Origin of the sequence: Aliiruegeria lutimaris (genome assembly GCF_900099935.1) — a bacterium.
GTDB lineage: Bacteria > Pseudomonadota > Alphaproteobacteria > Rhodobacterales > Rhodobacteraceae > Tropicimonas > Tropicimonas lutimaris.
In genome coordinates this window covers 1-17,326 of the sequence record NZ_FNEK01000006.1, presented here as the reverse complement: position 1 = coordinate 17,326, position 17,326 = coordinate 1, and the positions used below count along the sequence as shown (strand labels likewise).

Below are 17,326 nucleotides of genomic sequence, written 5' to 3'. Positions count from 1 at the left end.
ATGAACCTGATCCTGAAGCCCGAAGAGATCTCGGTGGAAACCGCCGGCGGCAAGGGCGCGGCGCTCCACCGGTTATCCGAGGCGGGCTTCGATGTGCCCGCGTTTTGCGTGGTCTCGCCGCAAGCCTGCCATTGGCAGGATGATTGTGTTGTCGCGCAGCCAGAACTCGCCGCAGAACTGCAAGAGGCGCTCGAACGCCTGGGACCGGGCCCATACGCCGTGCGCTCCTCCGGGCGGGCCGAGGACGGCAGCGCGCACAGCCACGCCGGCCAGTTCCATACCGGGCTCGACATTCCCGCGCCGGAGGTGGAAGCCGCAATCCGCGACGTCTGGGCCTCGGGCTTTTCCGACAGCCTCGCGAGCTACCGGGCGGCAACCCATGCCGCGCCGGCCGAAGCCCCGGCGATCATCGTTCAGCAAATGGTGCCGGCGCGCGCGGCCGGTGTGGCATTTTCGGCCGACCCGGTCAGCGGGTTCCAGGGGTGCCGGGTCATTTCGGCGGTGGAGGGACTGGGCGAAGCGCTGGTTTCCGGCGCGGCCGATGGCGAAGACTGGCAGGTTTCGGAGACAGGCGAGTTGCTCGTTACTCCCGCGGAGCCGCAGGTCCTGACGCAGGAAGAGGCGCAGAAGATCGCCACCCTTGCCACGCGCGCCGAGGAGGTTTTCGGCAGGCCACAGGATATCGAATGGGCGCTCGACGGCGCGCGGCTCTACATGCTGCAATCCCGCCCGATCACCACGCTGCTACGCCCGCGCCCGATGCCGGACGGCGCTCTGGTCGTGCTGGACAATTCCAATATCGTCGAGAGTTATCCCGGCATCGTCAGCCCGCTCACCTACAGCTTTGCCTGTTATGTCTATAACCGGGTCTACCGGGCCTTCGTGGCGCTGCTCGGGGTCCGCCCTGCCGAGATCTCCGCCAACACGCCCGTCTTCGACAACCTGCTTACCCGCGTCGATGGCCGGGTCTATTACAACCTCGGCAACTGGTACCGGACATTGGCGCTTCTGCCCGGCTTCTCCCGCAACCGGGACCACATGGAAACCATGATGGGGGTCGATGAGCCGCTTCCGGCCGAACTTCGGGATTCCATCGGCCCGCCACCGGCCACCGGGCTGAAGCGGTTCATCGAAACGCTCAGAACGACGCGGGTCGCCATGGGCCTTTTCTGGGCCGCGCTGCGCCTGCCGGCCACGAAACGCCGGTTCCTTACGCGGCTGGAACGCGCCCTTGCCACCGGCACGCCGCCCGAGAGGGCCAATCTCACCGAACTGGCCGCCACGTGGCGGACCATCGAGGCGGACCTTCTCGACCGCTGGGATGCGCCGCTGGTCAACGATTTCCTCTGCATGATGGCCTTTGGCGGATCGCGCAAGCTGTTGGAGAAATGGGCCGGCCCGGCGGGACTGTCGCTGCATAACGACGTGATGATCGGCCAAGGCGATATTGTCTCTGCCGAGCCGTCGCAGCGGATCGCTGAGATGGGCCGGATGGTGGCCGCGGCAGGGCTGGCCAACGCCCTTCTCCAAGACGGTCGCGTGGCCTTGGCGGGGCAGCCTGAAATCGAAGCCGCGTTCACAGCCTATCTGGAGCGCTTCGGGGATCGCTGCACGCAGGAGTTGAAACTGGAATCGATCCCGCTCGATGAAGACCCCTCGCAGCTTCTCGCCGCGATTGCAGCCAGCGCGAACCGATCCGCCAAAGCCACCGCCGAGCGCTCCGAACCCGACTGGGAGGCAGCAATTCCGGGCAGGCCGGTCCGCCGACAGCTCGCCCGCTGGGCCACCGTCTATGCCAAGGCGCGGGTGCGGGACCGGGAGAACCTGCGCTTCGAGCGCACCCGGATCTTTGGCCATGCCCGGCGCGTTTTCCTCGCCATGGGCCGGGAGTTCTGGGCCAATGGCCGGCTGGACGCGCCGCGCGATATCTTCCACCTGACGGTCGGGGAGGTTCTGGGCGCCATCGAAGGCAATGCCCTCTCGACCGATCTCCGCGCGATCGTATCTGCCCGCAAGGCGGAACAGGATCACAACGCACGCCTGCCCGATCCGCCGGAACGCCTCATCGGGCGCGGTGCGGCGCTGCTGGTGCGCGCCGGGCCGGCACAGGCGAAACCGGAAGAGACCGGCGATGCCCGCATCGGCACGGGCTGTTCGGCGGGCCGTGTCACCGCGCCTGCCCGCGTGATCCGCGACCCGCGCAGCGAGCACCTGGTCGCTGGTGAAATCCTCGTGGCACGAAACACCGACCCCGGCTGGATCGCCGTCTTTTCCAACGCGGCGGCCATTGTCGTCGAGCGCGGCTCGCTGCTGTCACATTCGGCCATCGTGGCGCGGGAGCTTGGCATCCCCTGCGTCGTCGGCATCAAGGGGGCGACGGATTGGGTGCCCGAGGGCGCGTGGCTGACCGTCGACGGGGAAAGCGGGGAGGTTCGGCTCGGCCATGACACGCAATGACATCGCCGAGCGGGCCCGCTTCGACATCATCCGCTACGCCCAGTTATGGGAGGATGCCGATATCCTGGTCGCCGCGATGCGCCCGGATCCGGGGCAGAATTTCCTCTCGGTCTGCTCGGCGGGCGATAACGCGCTGGCGCTCCTGACACTGGACCCCGAGCGGGTTACGGCGGTCGACCTGTCGGCGGCACAGCTCGATTGCCTGCGCCTGCGCATGGGCGCGATGCGCGCGATGGAGCAGCCGGAATTCCTCGAACTGATGGGGTCGCGCCCGAGCGAGCGACGGGGCGCATTGCTAGACCGCGCGCTGAAGAACCTGCCGGAGGAGACCCGCACTCGCTGGCAGGCGCTGCGCCCACAGGTCGAAGCCTTTGGCGCTGGCGGTGTCGGCCGGTTCGAGCGGTATTTTCGTATCTTCCGCCAATGGCTCCTGCCGCTTATCCATTCCCGTCGAACCATCGACGATGTTTTCGTCTCCCGACCACAGGCCGAACGCGTGCGTTTCCTGGACGAGCGCTTCGTCACCTGGCGCTGGCGGCTGATGCTGCAGCTTTTCTTTTCCCGTTTCACAATGGGCCGAATGGGCCGGGACAAGGCGTTCTTCGACCATGTCGAGGGCTCCGTCGCCGAACATGTCGCCCGTCGCATCCGCCATGCAGGGGTCACCTGCGACCCGGCGGAGAACCCGTTCCTGCACTGGATCCTCAAGGGCGGGCATGGCGCGGCACTGCCGATGCCCTGGCGGCCGGAGCCCTACGAGATCATCCGCGACAGGCTGGACCGGCTCGAACTGGTCCACGGCCCCATGGAGTCCAGCGGCACCACGCCGGTGGACGGGTTCAACCTGTCCGATATCTTCGAATACATGTCGCCCGCAGCGGCCGAAGCCGCCTATGCGCGACTTCTTGAGCGCGCGAGCCCGGGGGCGCGGCTGGTCTACTGGAACATGATGGCGCCGCGCCGGGTACCTGCTTCACTTGCAGACCGGGTGAAGCCACTCACCGCTCTGGAAAACGACCTCAAGCAGATGGACAAAGCCTTTTTCTACTCCGATTTCGTGATCGAGCAGGTGCGGTGATGGCCCTGCTCGGCCCGATCCTGCTGGCGGCACTCTCCATTGCGGGCCTGCTCGGCTTCATGATGCTGGTGCGCCGCCGAGCGGAGGCTGCCTGCTGGAGCGCCGAATTGCAGCGCAAGATCGTCCATGTGGTCACCGGGCTCTTTGCGATCTGCCTGCCGTACGTCTTTTCCGAAAACTGGCCGGTCTATCTGCTGCTCGGTCTTGCAGTTCTGGCGATGGCCGCGATGCGCCTGCCCGCCCTGCGTTCCAAGGGTGCCGGCGCCGCGCTCCATTCCGTGGAGCGGCAGTCCTATGGCGACTTCCTGATCGTTGCCGCGGTCGGATTGGTGCTCCTGCTCAGCCAGCGTGATCCGCTGCTCTATATCCTGCCGCTGGCCGTTCTGACACTTGGCGACGCCGCCGCCGCACTGGCCGGCAGCGCCTATGGCAGGCGCTTCATTGCCGTCGAGGACGGTCAAAAGAGCCTCGAGGGCAGTGCGGTCCTCTTCCTGGTAACAGTCATCCTGTCAATGACATGCTTGCTGTTGCTGTCCGGCATCTCGCGCGAAAACGTCGTGATCCTCGCCTTCCTGATCGCGACCTTCAGCACGTTCGTGGAGGCCGATAGCTGGCGCGGTTTCGACAACCTGTTCCTGCCGCTGGCGGTGCTGATCATTCTGCGGGAACACAGGACAAGCAGTGCCGAAGACCTGATAACCCTGTTCGCCACCTATCTCGGGGCACTGGCCCTGTTCCATGCAACCGCCCGCCGTTTCGGCCTGCCGACCCAGATCGCGCGCGCGTACCTTGCCGCGATCTTCCTTCTGCTTTCGGTCACGGCCACGCAAAACGTCGTCTTCTGCGTTCTGATGCTGCTTCTTCACCTCGTCGCCGAACGCAAATCCCCCAGCGCCAGCGCGCATCCCGAACTGGATGCGGTCGCGGCACTCGCCGCGCTGAGCTTTGGCTGGCTCGCCGCTGGCAACGCAACGGGCTTCAACGCGCTGGATGCCTTCGGGGCGAGTCTTGCAGGGATTTGCGTGGGTTTGACGATGCTGGCGATGTCGGGCCTTGGCCTTGGAACACGGCTTGCCGCCTTTCTCGGGCTGGGCGTTGCGATGCCGCCGGTCTGGAACTGGCTGATGGATTTCAACCCGGCCGAGAAACACTGGGCACCGCAGGCTGGGCTGGTCATGATTGCAAGCGTCGCGTTGGTCGGCATGGCGACGGTGACCCGCCCCGGCGTCTTTTACCGATACCGCATGCCCCGGCTCGGCGTGCTGGCGGTCCTGCTGCCAGCGCTCGCCTACGCCATCTCTGCCGCAACCTTCGAGGGAGGAAAGCTGTGACCCAGGAATTCAACCACGGCACTGCCCATGCAACGCTGTTTCCCGACGCGCCGGACTGGGAAGGCGCGCCAACCATGGCGGTGGGAAAGTTTTCATGCGGTTCGGTCAAGGACGGGGCTGCGGTTCTCGCCGAGGCCACAGCCGCCGCGCGCGAGGCCGGTGCCCGCCGGCTTCTCGGCCCGATGGACGGCACCACCTGGAACAGCTACCGGCTGGTCACCGAAACCGATGGAACGCCGCCCTTCCTCATGGAGCCAACCTCGGGGCCATCCGACCTTGCCGCCTTCGAGGCCGCCGGTTTTGCCCCGATCGCCCGGTATTTCTCCGCCCGGGTCACGCTTGCGGGCATGGACAATCCACCGCCCGTGGACCCGGAAATTCGTGTCGAAACCTGGGACGGCACCGATCCCGAGGCGCATTTCTCTCAGGTCTACGACCTGTCGCTATCCGCCTTCTCCGGGAATGCTTTCTATACCCCCATCTCGCGGGAGGCGTTCCTGGGGATGTACCTTCCCTTCGTGCCCGTCATCCGGCGCGAATTCGTCCTGTTCGCCTACAATTCCGAAGGCGCACTGGTGGGTTTTCTCTTTGGCATTCCGAACTATGGCGCGGGTCCTGCCCCGGACACGGTCATTCTCAAGACCTATGCCAGCCTGCAACATGGCGCGGGGCAAGCGCTGGCATCGGTTTTCCACAGCGCGGCGCAGGAGGCGGGTTTCGCCACCGCGATCCACGCGCTGATCCATGAGACGAACGTCTCGGCCCAGCGAAGCGCCCAGCTCGGGGGGCGCATGTTCCGCCGTTACGCGCTGATGGGAAAAGTGCTTGATGACAACCCTGCTTGAAGCCTTCGCGGCGCGGGTTGCGCGCACGCCGAACGACCCGGCGCTGCTTGATCCGTCCGGAAAGATCACCACCAACGCCGAACTCGATCGGCGCTCGACCGCCTTTGCGGCGCAAATTCTGAAGCGCGGCCTGCGCAAGGGGGACCGGGTGCTGGTGGCGGCTCCGGTCACGTCGGAGCTCTACGTGACGCTGGCCGGGATCTGGAAAGCCGGGCTGGTGGCGGTATTTCCCGAACCGGCACTGGGCCTGCGGGGGCTTCTGCATGCCATACGCGTGACGCGACCCGTGGCGCTCGCCACGGCGGGGCGCTATTGGCTGCTCCGCCTGCTGCCGGCGCTTTGGCGGATGCACTGGCTTGAAGCGTCGCGAACAGGGGACGACACCTTCCAATCACCGGAAGTGACGCCCGACGACCCGGCCCTGATCTCCTTCACCTCCGGTTCCAGCGGCGCGCCCAAGGGCATCCTGCGCAGCCATGGCTTCCTGATGGCGCAGAACGCAGCCGTTTCGCCGCTGCTGGCCTCCGATGGCACCGAGCGCGATCTGGTCGGTTTCCCGGTATTCGCTCTGGTCAACCTTGCCGCCGGGCGTTGCACCGTGCTGCCGAACTGGAAACTGACCCGCCAGGACCGTGCCGAGATCGAGAAGATTCGCGACTGGATCACCCGCAGCGGCGCCACCCGCCTGCTGCTGCCCCCGGCGATCTGCGAAAAACTGGCGGCAACGGGCGTTCCGTCGAGCATTTCGACAATCTTCACGGGCGGCGGCCCGGTCTTCCCCGACACGATACAGCGGCTGCGGCACCAAAGGCCGGACCTGCGCGTGGTCGCCGTCTACGGTTCGACCGAAGCCGAGCCGATCGCGCATATCGGAACGGAGTCGATTTCGGACGCGGACTGGGCCGAGATGGAAGCCGGTGGCGGCCTGCTCGCCGGGCCCCCGGTGCCGGGTCTCGAACTGCGCCTCGTGGATGGAGAAATCCAGGTCTCCGGCGATCACGTCAATTCGGGATATATCGATCCGGCACAGGATGCAGGCGACAAGATCCGCGAAGACGCGCGGATCTGGCATCGGACCGGAGATGCAGCGCGGATGGACACGCAGGGGCGGCTATGGCTTCTCGGGCGCTGGCGGGCCGACGGGATCTCGCAGCCGATGCCGCTGCAGGTAGAAACCTCGGCGCGCTACTGGCCGGGTGTAAGCCGCGCCGCGCTGGTACGGCTGAACGATGAATCGGCTGTTCTGGCAATTGAGGGCGATCCGTTGCATCTGCACGAGTGGCGTCGAAACGCCGAGACGCATGGTGTGGGCAATGTCGTACACGTGAAGAGCATCCCCATGGACAAACGTCACGCCTCCAAGGTCGACGAACGACAGCTTCGCCGCCAGCTTGCCCCGCTCTGCTGAAACCCGGGCCTCCCGCCGATCAGCTGTCGATATACACAGCAGCGTCAGCGATGAAGCCAAGCACCCAAACTGGACTTGCCCGGATCTTGCGGAGAGCGTTCAGCTCACTTCCTGGCTCCTGCGCTCAAAGGCGATGAGGCTTTGGAAACCGAGCGATGACTGTCGCCTGATGGGGTTATTGAACCCGTCGATGTATTTGGCGATGGCGTTTTCGGCCTGTGCGCGGGTCTGCCAGGCGAGCGGCCATATCAGCTCCGACTTGATGGTTTTGAAGGTGGAGCCGAGCTACGTGAAGGGTTATGTGAAACGAGGCAAGACAGACCAGGCGGACGCGGAAGCGATCTGTGAGGCTGTCACACGGACCTCGATGCGGTTCGTCCCGTGAAATTCGAAGAAACGCAAGGCCGGCTGGTTACCCACAAGGCAAGGGAATTTCTGGTGCGCCAGCGGACACAGATCATGAATGCGATCCGGGCACATCTCGGGGAATTCGGGATCGTCATTCCACAGAGGACACCCTGTTCGAACCGGAGCGCATCGAAGCGCGTGCCATTGATTGGAACCAAAGCGACCGCGGAATACATCAGGGCGCGCAGCCGCCGTGTTGCAGATCAGACGCCGTATACATGGCCGCAACCGACCAGACGCCAAAATCGCAACGACAAGCCCTTGCCCCGCGGACGCCATCCATACATGGTCCGAGCGAAAATGGCGAATGCGACCGAACCAGCTGTGGCAGACGGACTTCACCTACCTGAGGGTCATTGGTTGGGGCTGGTTCGATCTCTCCACCATCCTCGATGATTACAGCCGCTACATCGTGGTTCCAGATCGGGATCAACTCAGTCGGACCACTTCTTTTGATGACGGACAAGGCGAACGGCGAGACAAAGCTCTCTTAGTTCACAATGCACTTTGGAAATGAATCTCTCAGGCGAGCGCGACGAACAGCAACGGCAACCTTCCGGAGCAGTTCAAACTCGGCCGCGAAAACAATTCGGTCCGTGGTCCTTCAGGCCGCCTTCCGGACGTTCCCGTATGCGGGGCGCTTCGAGGACGACCGCGGAGACAGCGGCGTCACGTTGCCGGGATCTCGCGCCTTCCGGTAGGTCGCCTTGACGAGGGATCGGAAAACCAGAACCGTCGCAATAGCTGCGCCAAGGCTTACGAGGTCTGCTACCGCCGACAGCATGGCGGCAACCGAGATGCCGTCCGCGAGACCCCCCGAAAAGCCGATGAGCGAACCGGCAAAACCCAGAGGAAACATCCCGACCAGAAGCGACAGTAGGATCTGTCCGTCGTCAGAGTTTTTCGGAGATCGCGAGGCGATTTCGTAACGTGAGTTCCGGTTCGCTTTCTGTTTGAGGTTACGCGGCAGCGCTGTCCTGCTGCAAGCGGCGTTTCCGGATTGTCTGTTTCTTGATCTCCTCTCTCATTGACAGGATCTGAGCGCCCCGACCGTGGTAGACGTCAGCGGGTGTCAGGTTGCCCAAGCTCTCGTGGTAGCGGTGGTTGCTGTAGTGCTCGACGAAGGCTTCGATCTGCCGTTCGAGGTCACCTGGCAGGTAGTAGTTCTCCAGCAGAACACGGTTCTTCATGGTCTGGTGCCAGCGCTCGATCTTGCCCTATGTCTGGGGATGATGCCCGCCAGTTCATCACCATGGGCATTCCCGTCTTCCCGGTAAGGGTCCAGAAGATTGGTGAGAAGTGGCAAAAGACTCCGCTGACCCAACACGGGCACCTTGACGCCAGTCTCGACATCGACGCTCACGATTGGGAGGGACGTTGCAACGGCGTCGGAATCCTGATGGGCCACGGGCTCTATGCCCTCGATCTCGATATCTACAAGCCCGGATCGGCTCCCGAACAATGGCTGAAGAAGCACGGGCTGACCGGAGATACACGCGTGCACAGGACCGTCTCGGGAGGTTTGCACGCCATCTATCGCACTCCCGCGAAGTTCAGTGACCTGCCTAGCCGTGCCGGGATCGTGGTTGGCCTCGACGGTCGCGGCGCTGGCGGCTGGATCGCCTTCGGCGAGGGCTACCGTGTGGTACGGCCCAAGCCCCTAGCCATGTTGACCGACAGCGCCTGCAAGGAGATCATTCGCGGGTACTCCGGTGGCTCTGGTGTCGGACGCCTCGACCTGCCTGAGTACACCCAACTGACGACAGAGCAAAAAGCCGATGTGATGGGTCGGCTCGAAGTCAAGATCCTCGTCGGTGCGAGGATCGCCGGTCGCTGGGAGGGAATGACTGGCGGCCTCAAGGAGCAGGCACGAAGTCGCTCCGCCATGGATTTCTCGACGGCTCACATGCTTGCCCGGGCCGGTTTCACGTTCGACGAGATCGTCTTTCTGCTCGTTAAGAAGTTCCAGCATGGACAGGCCGCCAACAGCCCTTCCGTTTCGCAGCCACGTGCTGCGTGCAGATGCGCCGCCGCCGCGATCCGGTCACTGGAAAAAGACTACATAGCTCCGGCGTTGGTTCAGCCGGCCACGTCCGAAGAGGATGAAGCAGAGTTCTTTGCCACCATCGGGGGAAAGACCTGATGCTGAGTGAGCAACAGAACAGACGAGTCGGCGAGGTGCTGGATCAGGCCGCTGAACTCGGCACCGAGGCGGAACGGGCAACACTCTTGGGAGACCTAATTGTTGAGTTGGGCGAGCCCAAAGGTTTGACCGTAGCGAAGCTGGAGAAGGATCTCCAGCGACGATTTCGAACGCAGGCGCTGGACATTGCAGCCCGAGACAAAGAGTTCTCCCGCATTGCAATAATGGATCCCGACGCGTGGCCCGACGAGATCGCAAGACTGAAGCCGCTCCTCGGCCCCGGTTGGACGACGCTCGATATCAAGAAGCAGGTGCAGAAGCGCGTCGCTCCCATGTCCATGGACGAAGTGGACCCGGCCTGCGTCGAGATCGCAAAGTCTGATGAAGCTGAGAGATCGGGCATGATCTCCGCCCTGAAGCGGAAAGCCAAGGCCCGGAATCTCGATCTGGATCTCAAGATCCTGCGGACCAAGGTTGCGCGAGCGGTCTCACGGTTAGATGTCATCGTGAGGCGAGTCCACAGGCGGCAATCAAAAAACTGGGGTAAGAACGCGTGTCGTTGAGGATCGCACGATATCGCGACTTTCCGAGACCGAACGTAAAGACCGTGCCCGGCCTCCGACTCATCGCAATTATGTCAGTGTGGCCGCCCCTTTTGCTACGTTGGGTATCGGGAAAATGGCGAGCCTTTGGGGTCGGCAGATCGCGATACCGACCCGCGGTATAATTCGTCCGTGTTTGGGTAGGTCGCTGACACGCACAGCTCAAGCCCAGTACTATCTGCGATAGAGAGTGGGTCACCAGGTCAAATTCTGGTTCAATTGGTTTTGCCCAGACGCGAGCGACGCAATCCTGTTCATCAAATGCCTTTCGTTTTCAGATCTTCTCAGTCTCAATGGTAGGCCTCCCGGACGGTCTTACGGTCATCTCAGAGACAGGTTCGGATGACCGCCTCGCATCCAAAGCTGCCGTCCATGCCGGCTGCAGCATTCGTCAAGAAGGGCGGTTTACCGACCTTCGCTGCATGAAACACCAAAGTCCGCTACTCGAACCACGCCGGCTGTACTCTACGAATTAGAACTCAAATCTGATCGTCTGGTCAGGATAATTTGCTTGATCACGTTGGCTTCATCACAGGGTATCTCACGATCAACATTGCCGACCCCGTCCTTCACCGTAAGAGCGCAGCATGTGGGCCGAAGAATGAGTTGCTGCCCAATTGACAGCGGCACGCTTACTTCTCAATCCCGGTCAGGTGTAGAGAAAGCCGGACGCCGCCGCTACCTCGTGTAGGAAAGGCAGGCCGACGTCGACCACGTCGTCCGGGTTCGCGGCCACTGGGTGCCAGATCGCCAGAGCGGAGGCGATTGCGGGATGAACGTAATTCATGCTCTCCAGCGTAGTGATGCCGTCGAAACCGACCTCGACAAGAGCCCCATATACCTGCTCCCAGTCGATTGTCCCGGCTCCCGGCGCGCCACGGTTGCTCTCCGACAGATGAACGTAGCCGAGGAACGGGCCGCAATCGCGGAAGCCCTGGGCATAGGACACCTCCTCTATGTTCATGTGGTAGGTGTCGATGTGGATGAAAACATTGTCGGCCCCCACCGCTTCGCAGAAAGCGCGGCCATCGGCACCGGTGTTCATGATATGGGTCTCGTAGCGGTTGCACGGCTCCAGCCCGAGCTTCAGCCCATGCGACCTCGCCGCTCTCGCCGCGAGTTCGATGAAACGCGCGGTGCCGTCGAATTCCTCGGTGGAGCGGGGCGCGCCGGAGATCTTGCCGATTGTGCCGTAGGTGACGCCGGCGAGCGCGAAGGCACCGACGCCGCTTGCCACCTGGAATGCCGGTTCGAGGAAGGCGAGGCCAGAGTCCGGATCCGCGATCACGTCGATTTCCGGCGGCAGACCCAGGGAGCACACCGGCGCGATGCCGGTTTCTTCGCAAAAAGCGCGGGTCTCGGCCACGTCGATTTCGGCCGGGTTGAGCAGCGGAATCTCGAGCACGCGGATCTTGTGCTGTTGGAACTTGTCCAGAAGTGCGCGCATTTCTGCCTGGTCCCATCTGGGTGCGGCGGCGAACGTGTGAAGGCCAAGCTGAGCCATGTCTATCCTCTTGCTTCATGCGCGGCCGCGTGGTCCATCTCGGCGCTGCCGACGATGGCGGAAACGACCTCGGTCATGTTGGTCTCTGCGGTGGTGAGATTGGCGGCGGCACGGCCGTGGTTCAGCACCACGATCCGGTCCGTGACCGAAAGCACGTCGTTCAGCCGGTGCGAGATCAGGATCACGCCGATCCCTTCCGACTTGAGCTGGCGGATCAGGTCCAGCACGCCCTGCACCTCCCGAACGGCGAGGGCCGCCGTTGGTTCGTCCATGATGACGAGCTTCGGATCGAAGGTGAGCGCCCGAGCGATGGCGACGGATTGCTGCTGGCCGCCGGAAAACGAGCCCACTGGCCGGTTGATCGCGGGGAGCCGCGCGCCCAGCCGGTCGATCATCGCCTGGGCCTCTCGCCGCATGGTGGCCTTGTCCACGAAATTCATCCCGAGCACCTTCTTTTCCGGCTCGCGGCCAAGGAAGATGTTGGCGGAGACATCCTGCTGCCGGGCGAGGGCGAGATCCTGGTAGATCATCTCGATCCCCATCCGACGTCGTTCGCCGGGGGTGTTGCCGAGAATGTCCTGGCCGTCGAGCGTGATCTCGCCCGCGTCGGCCGTGTACATGCCAGTGACGATCTTCATCAGAGTCGATTTGCCGGCTCCGTTGTCGCCCACGAGGCCGACCACTTCGCCGCGGTCGACGCTCATGTCGACGCCATGCAGCACGCTGACCGGACCGAAGGCCTTGGAGACTTTGGTGATGTTGAGAAGGGTCATACCCGGCTCTCCTTCCGGACCTGCCACTGGTCAATGAAGACCGCGAGGATTAGCACCGCGCCGATGGCCATCTGCTGGTAGTAGCTCTGCACTGCGAGCAGGTTGAGGCCGTTTTGCAGCACGCCCATGATCAGCGCGCCGATCATCGTGCCGAGGATCGAGGCGCGCCCGCCGAAGAGATTGGTGCCGCCGATGATGGCCGCCGTGATGGCGGTGAGTTCGTAGGTCAGCCCGGCGGTCGGGTCGCCCGCATTCACGCGCGTCGCAAAAATAAGCCCGGCGAGGCCGGCGAGCGCGCCCGAGAGCGTATAGAGCGACAGCCGCAGGCGCGAGACGTTGATGCCCGCCGTGCGCGCCGCGTTCTCGCTGTCGCCGATTGCGAGCGTGTGGCGGCCGTAGCGGGTGTAGGCGAGAAGGATGTGCATCACGATGGCGGTGCCGATGAATATGATCACCGGCATCGGGATGCCCATGGGGCGGCCCTGGCCGAGATAGACCATCGCAGGCGGCAGGCCGTAGATCGCCGCGCCGTTGTTGATCACCAGCGCCAGACCGCGGGCGATGCCAAGCATCCCCAGCGTGACGATGAACGCAGGCACGAAGGCGCGGGTGATGATTATGCCGTTGACGAAACCGGCGAGGGCGCCGGCCCCGATGGTCGCGATGACCGCGATCCCTGTCGGAAGGCCCGCGGTCACGGCCACCCAGGCGCCGACGACACCGGCGAAGCCCATGACCGATCCCAGCGACAGGTCGAGCCCGCCCGAGCCCAGAATGAAGGTCGCGGCGATGGCAAGCACCCCGATCGTGGCGGTCGCCAGAAAGATGTTCATAAAATTGCTGACCGACAGGAAATAGGGACTCAGCACCGACATGATGGCGCCGAGCACGAGCAGCACGATCAGGCTTTCAAGGCGGATGTGAAGCTGCTCGATGGCGCTCGACTGTGCCCTTGCCCAGAGGCTCGGGCCGGGTTTGGCGGGTCCGGAATTGGATTGCGTCATTGGGAGGTCGTCTCCGGCATTGCTGGCAGGGGCCGCGGCGCGCGTCAGGCCGTCTGAAGTGCCGGCAGGGCCCTAAGGCCCAACCGGCGGGAGGATCACTTGACGTATTCGAGCAGCGGCTCGGTACCGGCGTCCATCACCTCCTTGGTGAGCACGAGTGTGGGCACGATGATCTCGCTCTCGACAGAGCCGCCCTCGACGGCCACCTTCACGTTCTCGACCGCTTGCTTGCCGACGAGGTAGGGCAGCTGCGCCACAGATGCCGTAAGCCGGCCCTCGTTGATCGACTTCACGGCGTCCGAGTTGCCGTCGACACCGACGATGACTACGTCACCGCCTTTTCCGGCGGCAAAGACGCTCTCGACCGCGCCCAGGGCCATGCCGTCGTTCGCGGCGAAGATCGCGACGAGGTCCGGGTTGCGGGTCAGGATATCGTTGGTGATGTTGGCGGCCTTGCCGCGGTCCCAGTCTCCCGGCAGCGAGGCGACGATCTCGAGGCCCGGCGCGAGCTCCGCGAGTTTGTCGGCAAAGCCCTGGGCGCGTTTCTGGCCCGTGATGTTCCCCGAGAGTCCCTCGATCACCAGCACCGGGCCAGTGGCATCGGCGCCAAGCTGGCCGACCACGTATTCAGCGCCCTGAGCCCCGGCCAGCACATTGTCGGAGCCGATCCGGAACGTGATCTCGATTCCTTCCGAATCCAGGATCGCCTGATCGAGGTTGCCGTCCAGGTCGACGACCTTGATGCCCGATTCCTGCGCGGCCTTCAGGCAGGGCAGCAGGTTGGTCGAGTTGATCGCGGCGGTGATCATCGCCACCGGCTGGCGTTCCAACATGGTATTGCAGACGTTGAGCTGGCTTTCGGCCGCCTGGTCGCTCTCGACCGCCTGCATGTAATATTCGACGCCCGCCTCCGTGGCGCCGTCCTCGACCCCTTGGCCCATCGCGCCCCAGAATGGGTTGGCGAGGGTTTTCATCAAGACGCCGTATTCCCCCTCAGCCATTGCCGGCGTGACGGCGAGCAATGCCGTGAGCGTGGCGCCGAGTTTCAGGGTGGTTTTCAGTTTCGACATGGTTTCCTCCTCCTCTTGGACCATTTCGTTGGGTTATCCGCTCCGGCCTGACCGACGCGGTCGTTCAGTCTCCGTCTGTCCGGCCGATTGGCGGACGAGCAATGTGCAGGGTTCCAGGTACTGAACGGGGAACCCGGTGTGCTCTCCCTCGACGCGTGCAAGCAACGCCGCCAATGCGCGCTCGGCAATGGCCGATACGGGCTGCGCGACGGCGGTAATCGAGGGCCAGGTGGTCTGCATCCAATCTGCATCGTCGAAGCCGACGAGTGCCACATCCTCGGGAATCTTCAGGCCCATCCTACGGATCTCGGAGAGAACAAGCAGGGTCGAATGCTGCGACAGGGAAAAGATGGCCGTCGGCCGATGGCCGTCCACTTGGCCATCGAAATAGGACCGGATCGCGGCACGCTGGGTCTCCAGCTGCTCGTCGGACAGAAGCTCGTCGATCACGACGCCCGGATCGAGTGTCCGGGCCCTCTCCCCGAACCCGGCGAGCCGGTTTCGGATGGCTTTGGAGATTCGCGTCGCGCCGTGCAGCAGGATGTGTTTGTGGCCCTGCTGGCCGATCAACAGATCCGCCACGGACGCCGACGCTTCATGATTGTCGGCGGAGACCGTGTCGAAGCGCTCGTCGGCCGAGACCCGGTCGACGAGTACCGCCGTCATGCCGAAGTCTAGCAGTTTCTCTGCCCCGGGCCCGCGTTCGGACCGGACCGGCACCAGTATGCAGCCGGCGACGCGCCAATCGTTCATCCGTGCGGCAAGGTCGGCCTCGCGCGCCTCGTTCTCGCGCGACGAGGCGACGATCATGTGATAGCCCGCCGCCTCGGCGAGACTTTCCAGCTCCGTCACGAGCTTGCCGAAGAAGGGGCTTTCCAGATCCGGGACCACTGCGCCGATGATCCGCCGCTGTTCGCCGCGCAGGCCCGAGGCGACGGGGTCCATCCGGTAGTCCAACTCGCTCACCGCCTTGTGCACCCGCTCGGCGTTTTCCGCCCGAACGGTCTTCACGCCGCGCAGCACCTTCGACACGGTTGCCGCCGATACTCCGGCGGCCCGGGCGACGTCGTGTATCGTCGCGCGTCTGTGCTTGTCGTCCGGCTGCATATTCCTCCCCGGAGTCCCGTTTTCGGGTCTCGAATCCGACGATAAATCGGTTTATTATGCAAGTAAATCGATTCATTTTCGATTGGAGGAGCCAAAATGCCCGCAACACCCAAGCCGTTCGTGATCTGCGCCCCGGAGCCGCGCAGCCTCGATCTGATCTTCACGTCGGACAAACTGGCAGTCTTGCGGGACCGGTACGAACTGTTCGAGACCGAAGCCGAAGCCGTCGCCGGGCTCGACGATGCCACTCTCGCAAGGGCGCGATACGTGCTTGGCCAGCCTCCGATCCCGTCGGAGACGCTCGCCAAAATGACGTCGCTTCGGGCGGTGCTGAACGTCGAATCGAACCTCCTGGACAACATGCCGTACGACGAGGTGTTTGCCCGTGGCATCCACGTCGTCACCACCGGTGCCGTCTTCGCCGTGCCGGTGGCCGAGATCGGCCTCGGTTTCGCGCTCGACCTCGCCCGGCAGATCAGCGCGTCGGATGCCGACTTTAAGGCCGGGCGCGAACTCTGGGGGGGCGACGGCAACCTGTCGGCACGCCTGCTGACCGGCGCCGACGTCGGCATAATCGGATTTGGAGATCTGGGGCGGACGCTCAACAGGTTGCTGATCGGCTTTCGCTGCAACGTAAAGGTACACGACCCCTGGCTGCCGCCGTCGATCCTTCAGGACCACCAAGTTGCGCCAGCGAGCCTTGACGAGGTGCTCAAGGACTCCGACTTCGTCTTCGTCATGGCCGCCGTCACAACTGAAAACCGCGGGTTTCTCGGGGCAGAGGAATTCGCCGGGATGCGTCCCGGCGCCGCTTTTATTCTGCTAAGCCGCGCGGATGTGGTCGATTTCGACGCCCTGCTCGATGCGGTGGAGCGGGGCCATATCCTTGCCGCGTCCGATGTCTGGCCCGAGGAGCCGCTGCCGCCCGACCACCGTGCCCGCAGGCTTCCCGGTCTTATCCACTCGGCGCACCGCGCGGGTGCGATGGACGTGGCCTTCAAGAAGATGGGCGATATGGTCCTGGAAGATATGGCGCTGATGGATAAGGGGCTGCCGCCCATGCGTTGCAAGCGCGCCGAACGGGAAACCGCGGGTCGTATGCGGTCGAAGCCGGTGGATACGAACTGAGCCAGAAAATTGGAGAAAGTGCTCGCCCAGCAGAGCAGAAAAAGAAGCCTCCCTTCGGTGCAGCGCGAAAGTATTTCAGTACGGTTTCGCCTATCCTGACATAAGCTTAGCCGTCGGCAGACGTCTGCTTCGGTGCAGGTTTCTCGGACGCCACGCGGTACGTTTGAGTAAGAGCGGGGCGTTGCCTGGCGTCGGAGAAGCGCGCAAGCGGGAAATCGCGGGGTTGGTCTTTGCGGATCAGCTGTGTCTATGGGGATTTGAGCCGTTCGGTTGCTCTGGATCTGACTGGGCAGGTTGGGTTGGTAGGGCTGGTGTTGGCAAACTCATCGGGTTTTGTGCGGGCTTTTTGCCGATATGCGTTGTGTCCCGTTGATTTCAGCAACCTTCGCCCCTCCGATATTTGGAATTGCGCATGCCGGTTGAACCACAGGCGGTGTGGCGTGTGGCTGAGGTCGTGGTTTTCAATTC

Annotated in this window: 14 protein-coding genes and 4 pseudogenes; 10 read left to right on the top strand and 8 right to left on the bottom strand. The window is 63.6% G+C overall.

Annotation, left to right across the window (positions count from 1 at the left end):
* The 5 genes from BLR85_RS04390 to BLR85_RS04370 are packed head-to-tail and all read left to right on the top strand — an operon-like array spanning window position 1 to window position 7,119.
* Window positions 1–2,457, top strand: a complete 2,457-nt coding sequence (locus tag BLR85_RS04390; protein ID WP_093150339.1) for a PEP/pyruvate-binding domain-containing protein — start codon at window positions 1–3, stop codon at window positions 2,455–2,457.
* Window positions 2,444–3,535: a BtaA family protein gene (locus BLR85_RS04385; RefSeq protein ID WP_093150335.1), complete on the top strand. Its 1,092-nt coding sequence runs from the start codon at window positions 2,444–2,446 to the stop codon at window positions 3,533–3,535. The genes BLR85_RS04390 and BLR85_RS04385 overlap by 14 nt, the downstream gene beginning before the upstream one ends.
* The gene (locus BLR85_RS04380) at window positions 3,535–4,866 is read left to right on the top strand and encodes a hypothetical protein (RefSeq protein WP_093150330.1); all 1,332 of its coding nucleotides are present in this window, start codon (window positions 3,535–3,537) and stop codon (window positions 4,864–4,866) included. Before BLR85_RS04385 ends, BLR85_RS04380 begins: the two co-directional genes overlap by 1 nt.
* The gene (locus BLR85_RS04375) at window positions 4,863–5,711 is read left to right on the top strand and encodes a hypothetical protein (protein WP_093150327.1); all 849 of its coding nucleotides are present in this window, start codon (window positions 4,863–4,865) and stop codon (window positions 5,709–5,711) included. Before BLR85_RS04380 ends, BLR85_RS04375 begins: the two co-directional genes overlap by 4 nt.
* Entirely contained in the window at window positions 5,695–7,119 is a 1,425-nt protein-coding gene (locus BLR85_RS04370) for an AMP-binding protein (RefSeq protein WP_093150323.1), read from the top strand. The genes BLR85_RS04375 and BLR85_RS04370 overlap by 17 nt, the downstream gene beginning before the upstream one ends.
* 99 nt (window positions 7,120–7,218) lie before the next feature.
* Here the strand turns inward: BLR85_RS04370 and BLR85_RS04365 are convergent.
* Window positions 7,219–7,392, bottom strand: a pseudogene (locus tag BLR85_RS04365) (IS3 family transposase); the annotation flags it as partial.
* On the opposite strand from BLR85_RS04365, the pseudogene BLR85_RS29460 reads away from it, so the two are divergent.
* Window positions 7,340–7,620 (top strand): annotated as a pseudogene (locus BLR85_RS29460) (IS110 family transposase); the annotation flags it as partial. The pseudogenes BLR85_RS04365 and BLR85_RS29460 overlap by 53 nt on opposite strands.
* 220 nt (window positions 7,621–7,840) lie before the next feature.
* Window positions 7,841–7,942, top strand: a pseudogene (locus BLR85_RS04355) (DDE-type integrase/transposase/recombinase); the annotation flags it as partial.
* Window positions 7,943–8,486: 544 nt separating this feature from the next.
* Here the strand turns inward: BLR85_RS04355 and BLR85_RS04345 are convergent.
* Window positions 8,487–8,759 (bottom strand): annotated as a pseudogene (locus BLR85_RS04345) (integrase core domain-containing protein); the annotation flags it as partial.
* Between the two features lie 14 nt (window positions 8,760–8,773).
* Here BLR85_RS04345 and BLR85_RS04340 point away from each other — a divergent pair.
* Complete coding sequence (locus BLR85_RS04340) at window positions 8,774–9,670, top strand: bifunctional DNA primase/polymerase (protein WP_342028771.1); 897 nt, start codon at window positions 8,774–8,776, stop codon at window positions 9,668–9,670.
* Window positions 9,670–10,233 (top strand): hypothetical protein, encoded by a 564-nt coding sequence (locus tag BLR85_RS04335; protein WP_093150307.1) that lies wholly within the window; start codon window positions 9,670–9,672, stop codon window positions 10,231–10,233. Before BLR85_RS04340 ends, BLR85_RS04335 begins: the two co-directional genes overlap by 1 nt.
* Before the next feature lie 688 nt (window positions 10,234–10,921).
* Here the strand turns inward: BLR85_RS04335 and BLR85_RS04330 are convergent.
* The 5 genes from BLR85_RS04330 to BLR85_RS04310 form a co-directional block, all read right to left on the bottom strand.
* Window positions 10,922–11,776 (bottom strand): sugar phosphate isomerase/epimerase family protein, encoded by an 855-nt coding sequence (locus tag BLR85_RS04330; protein ID WP_093150302.1) that lies wholly within the window; start codon window positions 11,774–11,776, stop codon window positions 10,922–10,924.
* A 2-nt stretch (window positions 11,777–11,778) separates the two neighbouring features.
* Window positions 11,779–12,549 (bottom strand): ATP-binding cassette domain-containing protein, encoded by a 771-nt coding sequence (locus BLR85_RS04325; RefSeq protein WP_093150298.1) that lies wholly within the window; start codon window positions 12,547–12,549, stop codon window positions 11,779–11,781.
* On the bottom strand, window positions 12,546–13,553 hold the full coding sequence (locus BLR85_RS04320) for an ABC transporter permease (protein ID WP_093150294.1): 1,008 nt from the start codon (window positions 13,551–13,553) through the stop codon (window positions 12,546–12,548). The genes BLR85_RS04325 and BLR85_RS04320 overlap by 4 nt, the downstream gene beginning before the upstream one ends.
* A 95-nt stretch (window positions 13,554–13,648) precedes the next feature.
* Complete coding sequence (locus BLR85_RS04315) at window positions 13,649–14,623, bottom strand: sugar ABC transporter substrate-binding protein (RefSeq protein WP_093150675.1); 975 nt, start codon at window positions 14,621–14,623, stop codon at window positions 13,649–13,651.
* A 33-nt stretch (window positions 14,624–14,656) separates the two neighbouring features.
* The gene (locus BLR85_RS04310; RefSeq protein ID WP_093150290.1) at window positions 14,657–15,730 is read right to left on the bottom strand and encodes a LacI family DNA-binding transcriptional regulator; all 1,074 of its coding nucleotides are present in this window, start codon (window positions 15,728–15,730) and stop codon (window positions 14,657–14,659) included.
* 96 nt (window positions 15,731–15,826) lie between these two features.
* Between BLR85_RS04310 and BLR85_RS04305 the strand changes: the two genes are divergently transcribed.
* Window positions 15,827–16,858 carry a hydroxyacid dehydrogenase gene (locus BLR85_RS04305; RefSeq protein WP_093150286.1) on the top strand — a complete coding sequence of 344 codons (1,032 nt, stop codon included), beginning with the start codon at window positions 15,827–15,829 and terminating at the stop codon, window positions 16,856–16,858.
* A gap of 247 nt (window positions 16,859–17,105) precedes the next feature.
* Here BLR85_RS04305 and BLR85_RS29455 read toward each other — a convergent pair.
* The coding region (locus BLR85_RS29455) for a hypothetical protein (protein WP_212635012.1) at window positions 17,106–17,326 on the bottom strand (221 nt) is incomplete at its 5' end.

What these genes read in the sequence shown, in the direction of transcription:
- BLR85_RS04390 (WP_093150339.1), top strand. Translation starts at nt 1, where the DNA reads ATGAACCTGATCCTGAAGCCCGAAGAGATCTCGGTGGAAACCGCCGGC.
- BLR85_RS04385 (WP_093150335.1), top strand. Translation starts at nt 2,444, where the DNA reads ATGACACGCAATGACATCGCCGAGCGGGCCCGCTTCGACATCATCCGC.
- BLR85_RS04380 (WP_093150330.1), top strand. Translation starts at nt 3,535, where the DNA reads ATGGCCCTGCTCGGCCCGATCCTGCTGGCGGCACTCTCCATTGCGGGC.
- BLR85_RS04370 (WP_093150323.1), top strand. Translation starts at nt 5,695, where the DNA reads ATGACAACCCTGCTTGAAGCCTTCGCGGCGCGGGTTGCGCGCACGCCG.
- BLR85_RS04335 (WP_093150307.1), top strand. Translation starts at nt 9,670, where the DNA reads ATGCTGAGTGAGCAACAGAACAGACGAGTCGGCGAGGTGCTGGATCAG.
- BLR85_RS04330 (WP_093150302.1), bottom strand. Translation starts at nt 11,776, where the DNA reads ATGGCTCAGCTTGGCCTTCACACGTTCGCCGCCGCACCCAGATGGGAC.
- BLR85_RS04325 (WP_093150298.1), bottom strand. Translation starts at nt 12,549, where the DNA reads ATGACCCTTCTCAACATCACCAAAGTCTCCAAGGCCTTCGGTCCGGTC.
- BLR85_RS04320 (WP_093150294.1), bottom strand. Translation starts at nt 13,553, where the DNA reads ATGACGCAATCCAATTCCGGACCCGCCAAACCCGGCCCGAGCCTCTGG.
- BLR85_RS04315 (WP_093150675.1), bottom strand. Translation starts at nt 14,623, where the DNA reads ATGTCGAAACTGAAAACCACCCTGAAACTCGGCGCCACGCTCACGGCA.
- BLR85_RS04310 (WP_093150290.1), bottom strand. Translation starts at nt 15,730, where the DNA reads ATGCAGCCGGACGACAAGCACAGACGCGCGACGATACACGACGTCGCC.
- BLR85_RS04305 (WP_093150286.1), top strand. Translation starts at nt 15,827, where the DNA reads ATGCCCGCAACACCCAAGCCGTTCGTGATCTGCGCCCCGGAGCCGCGC.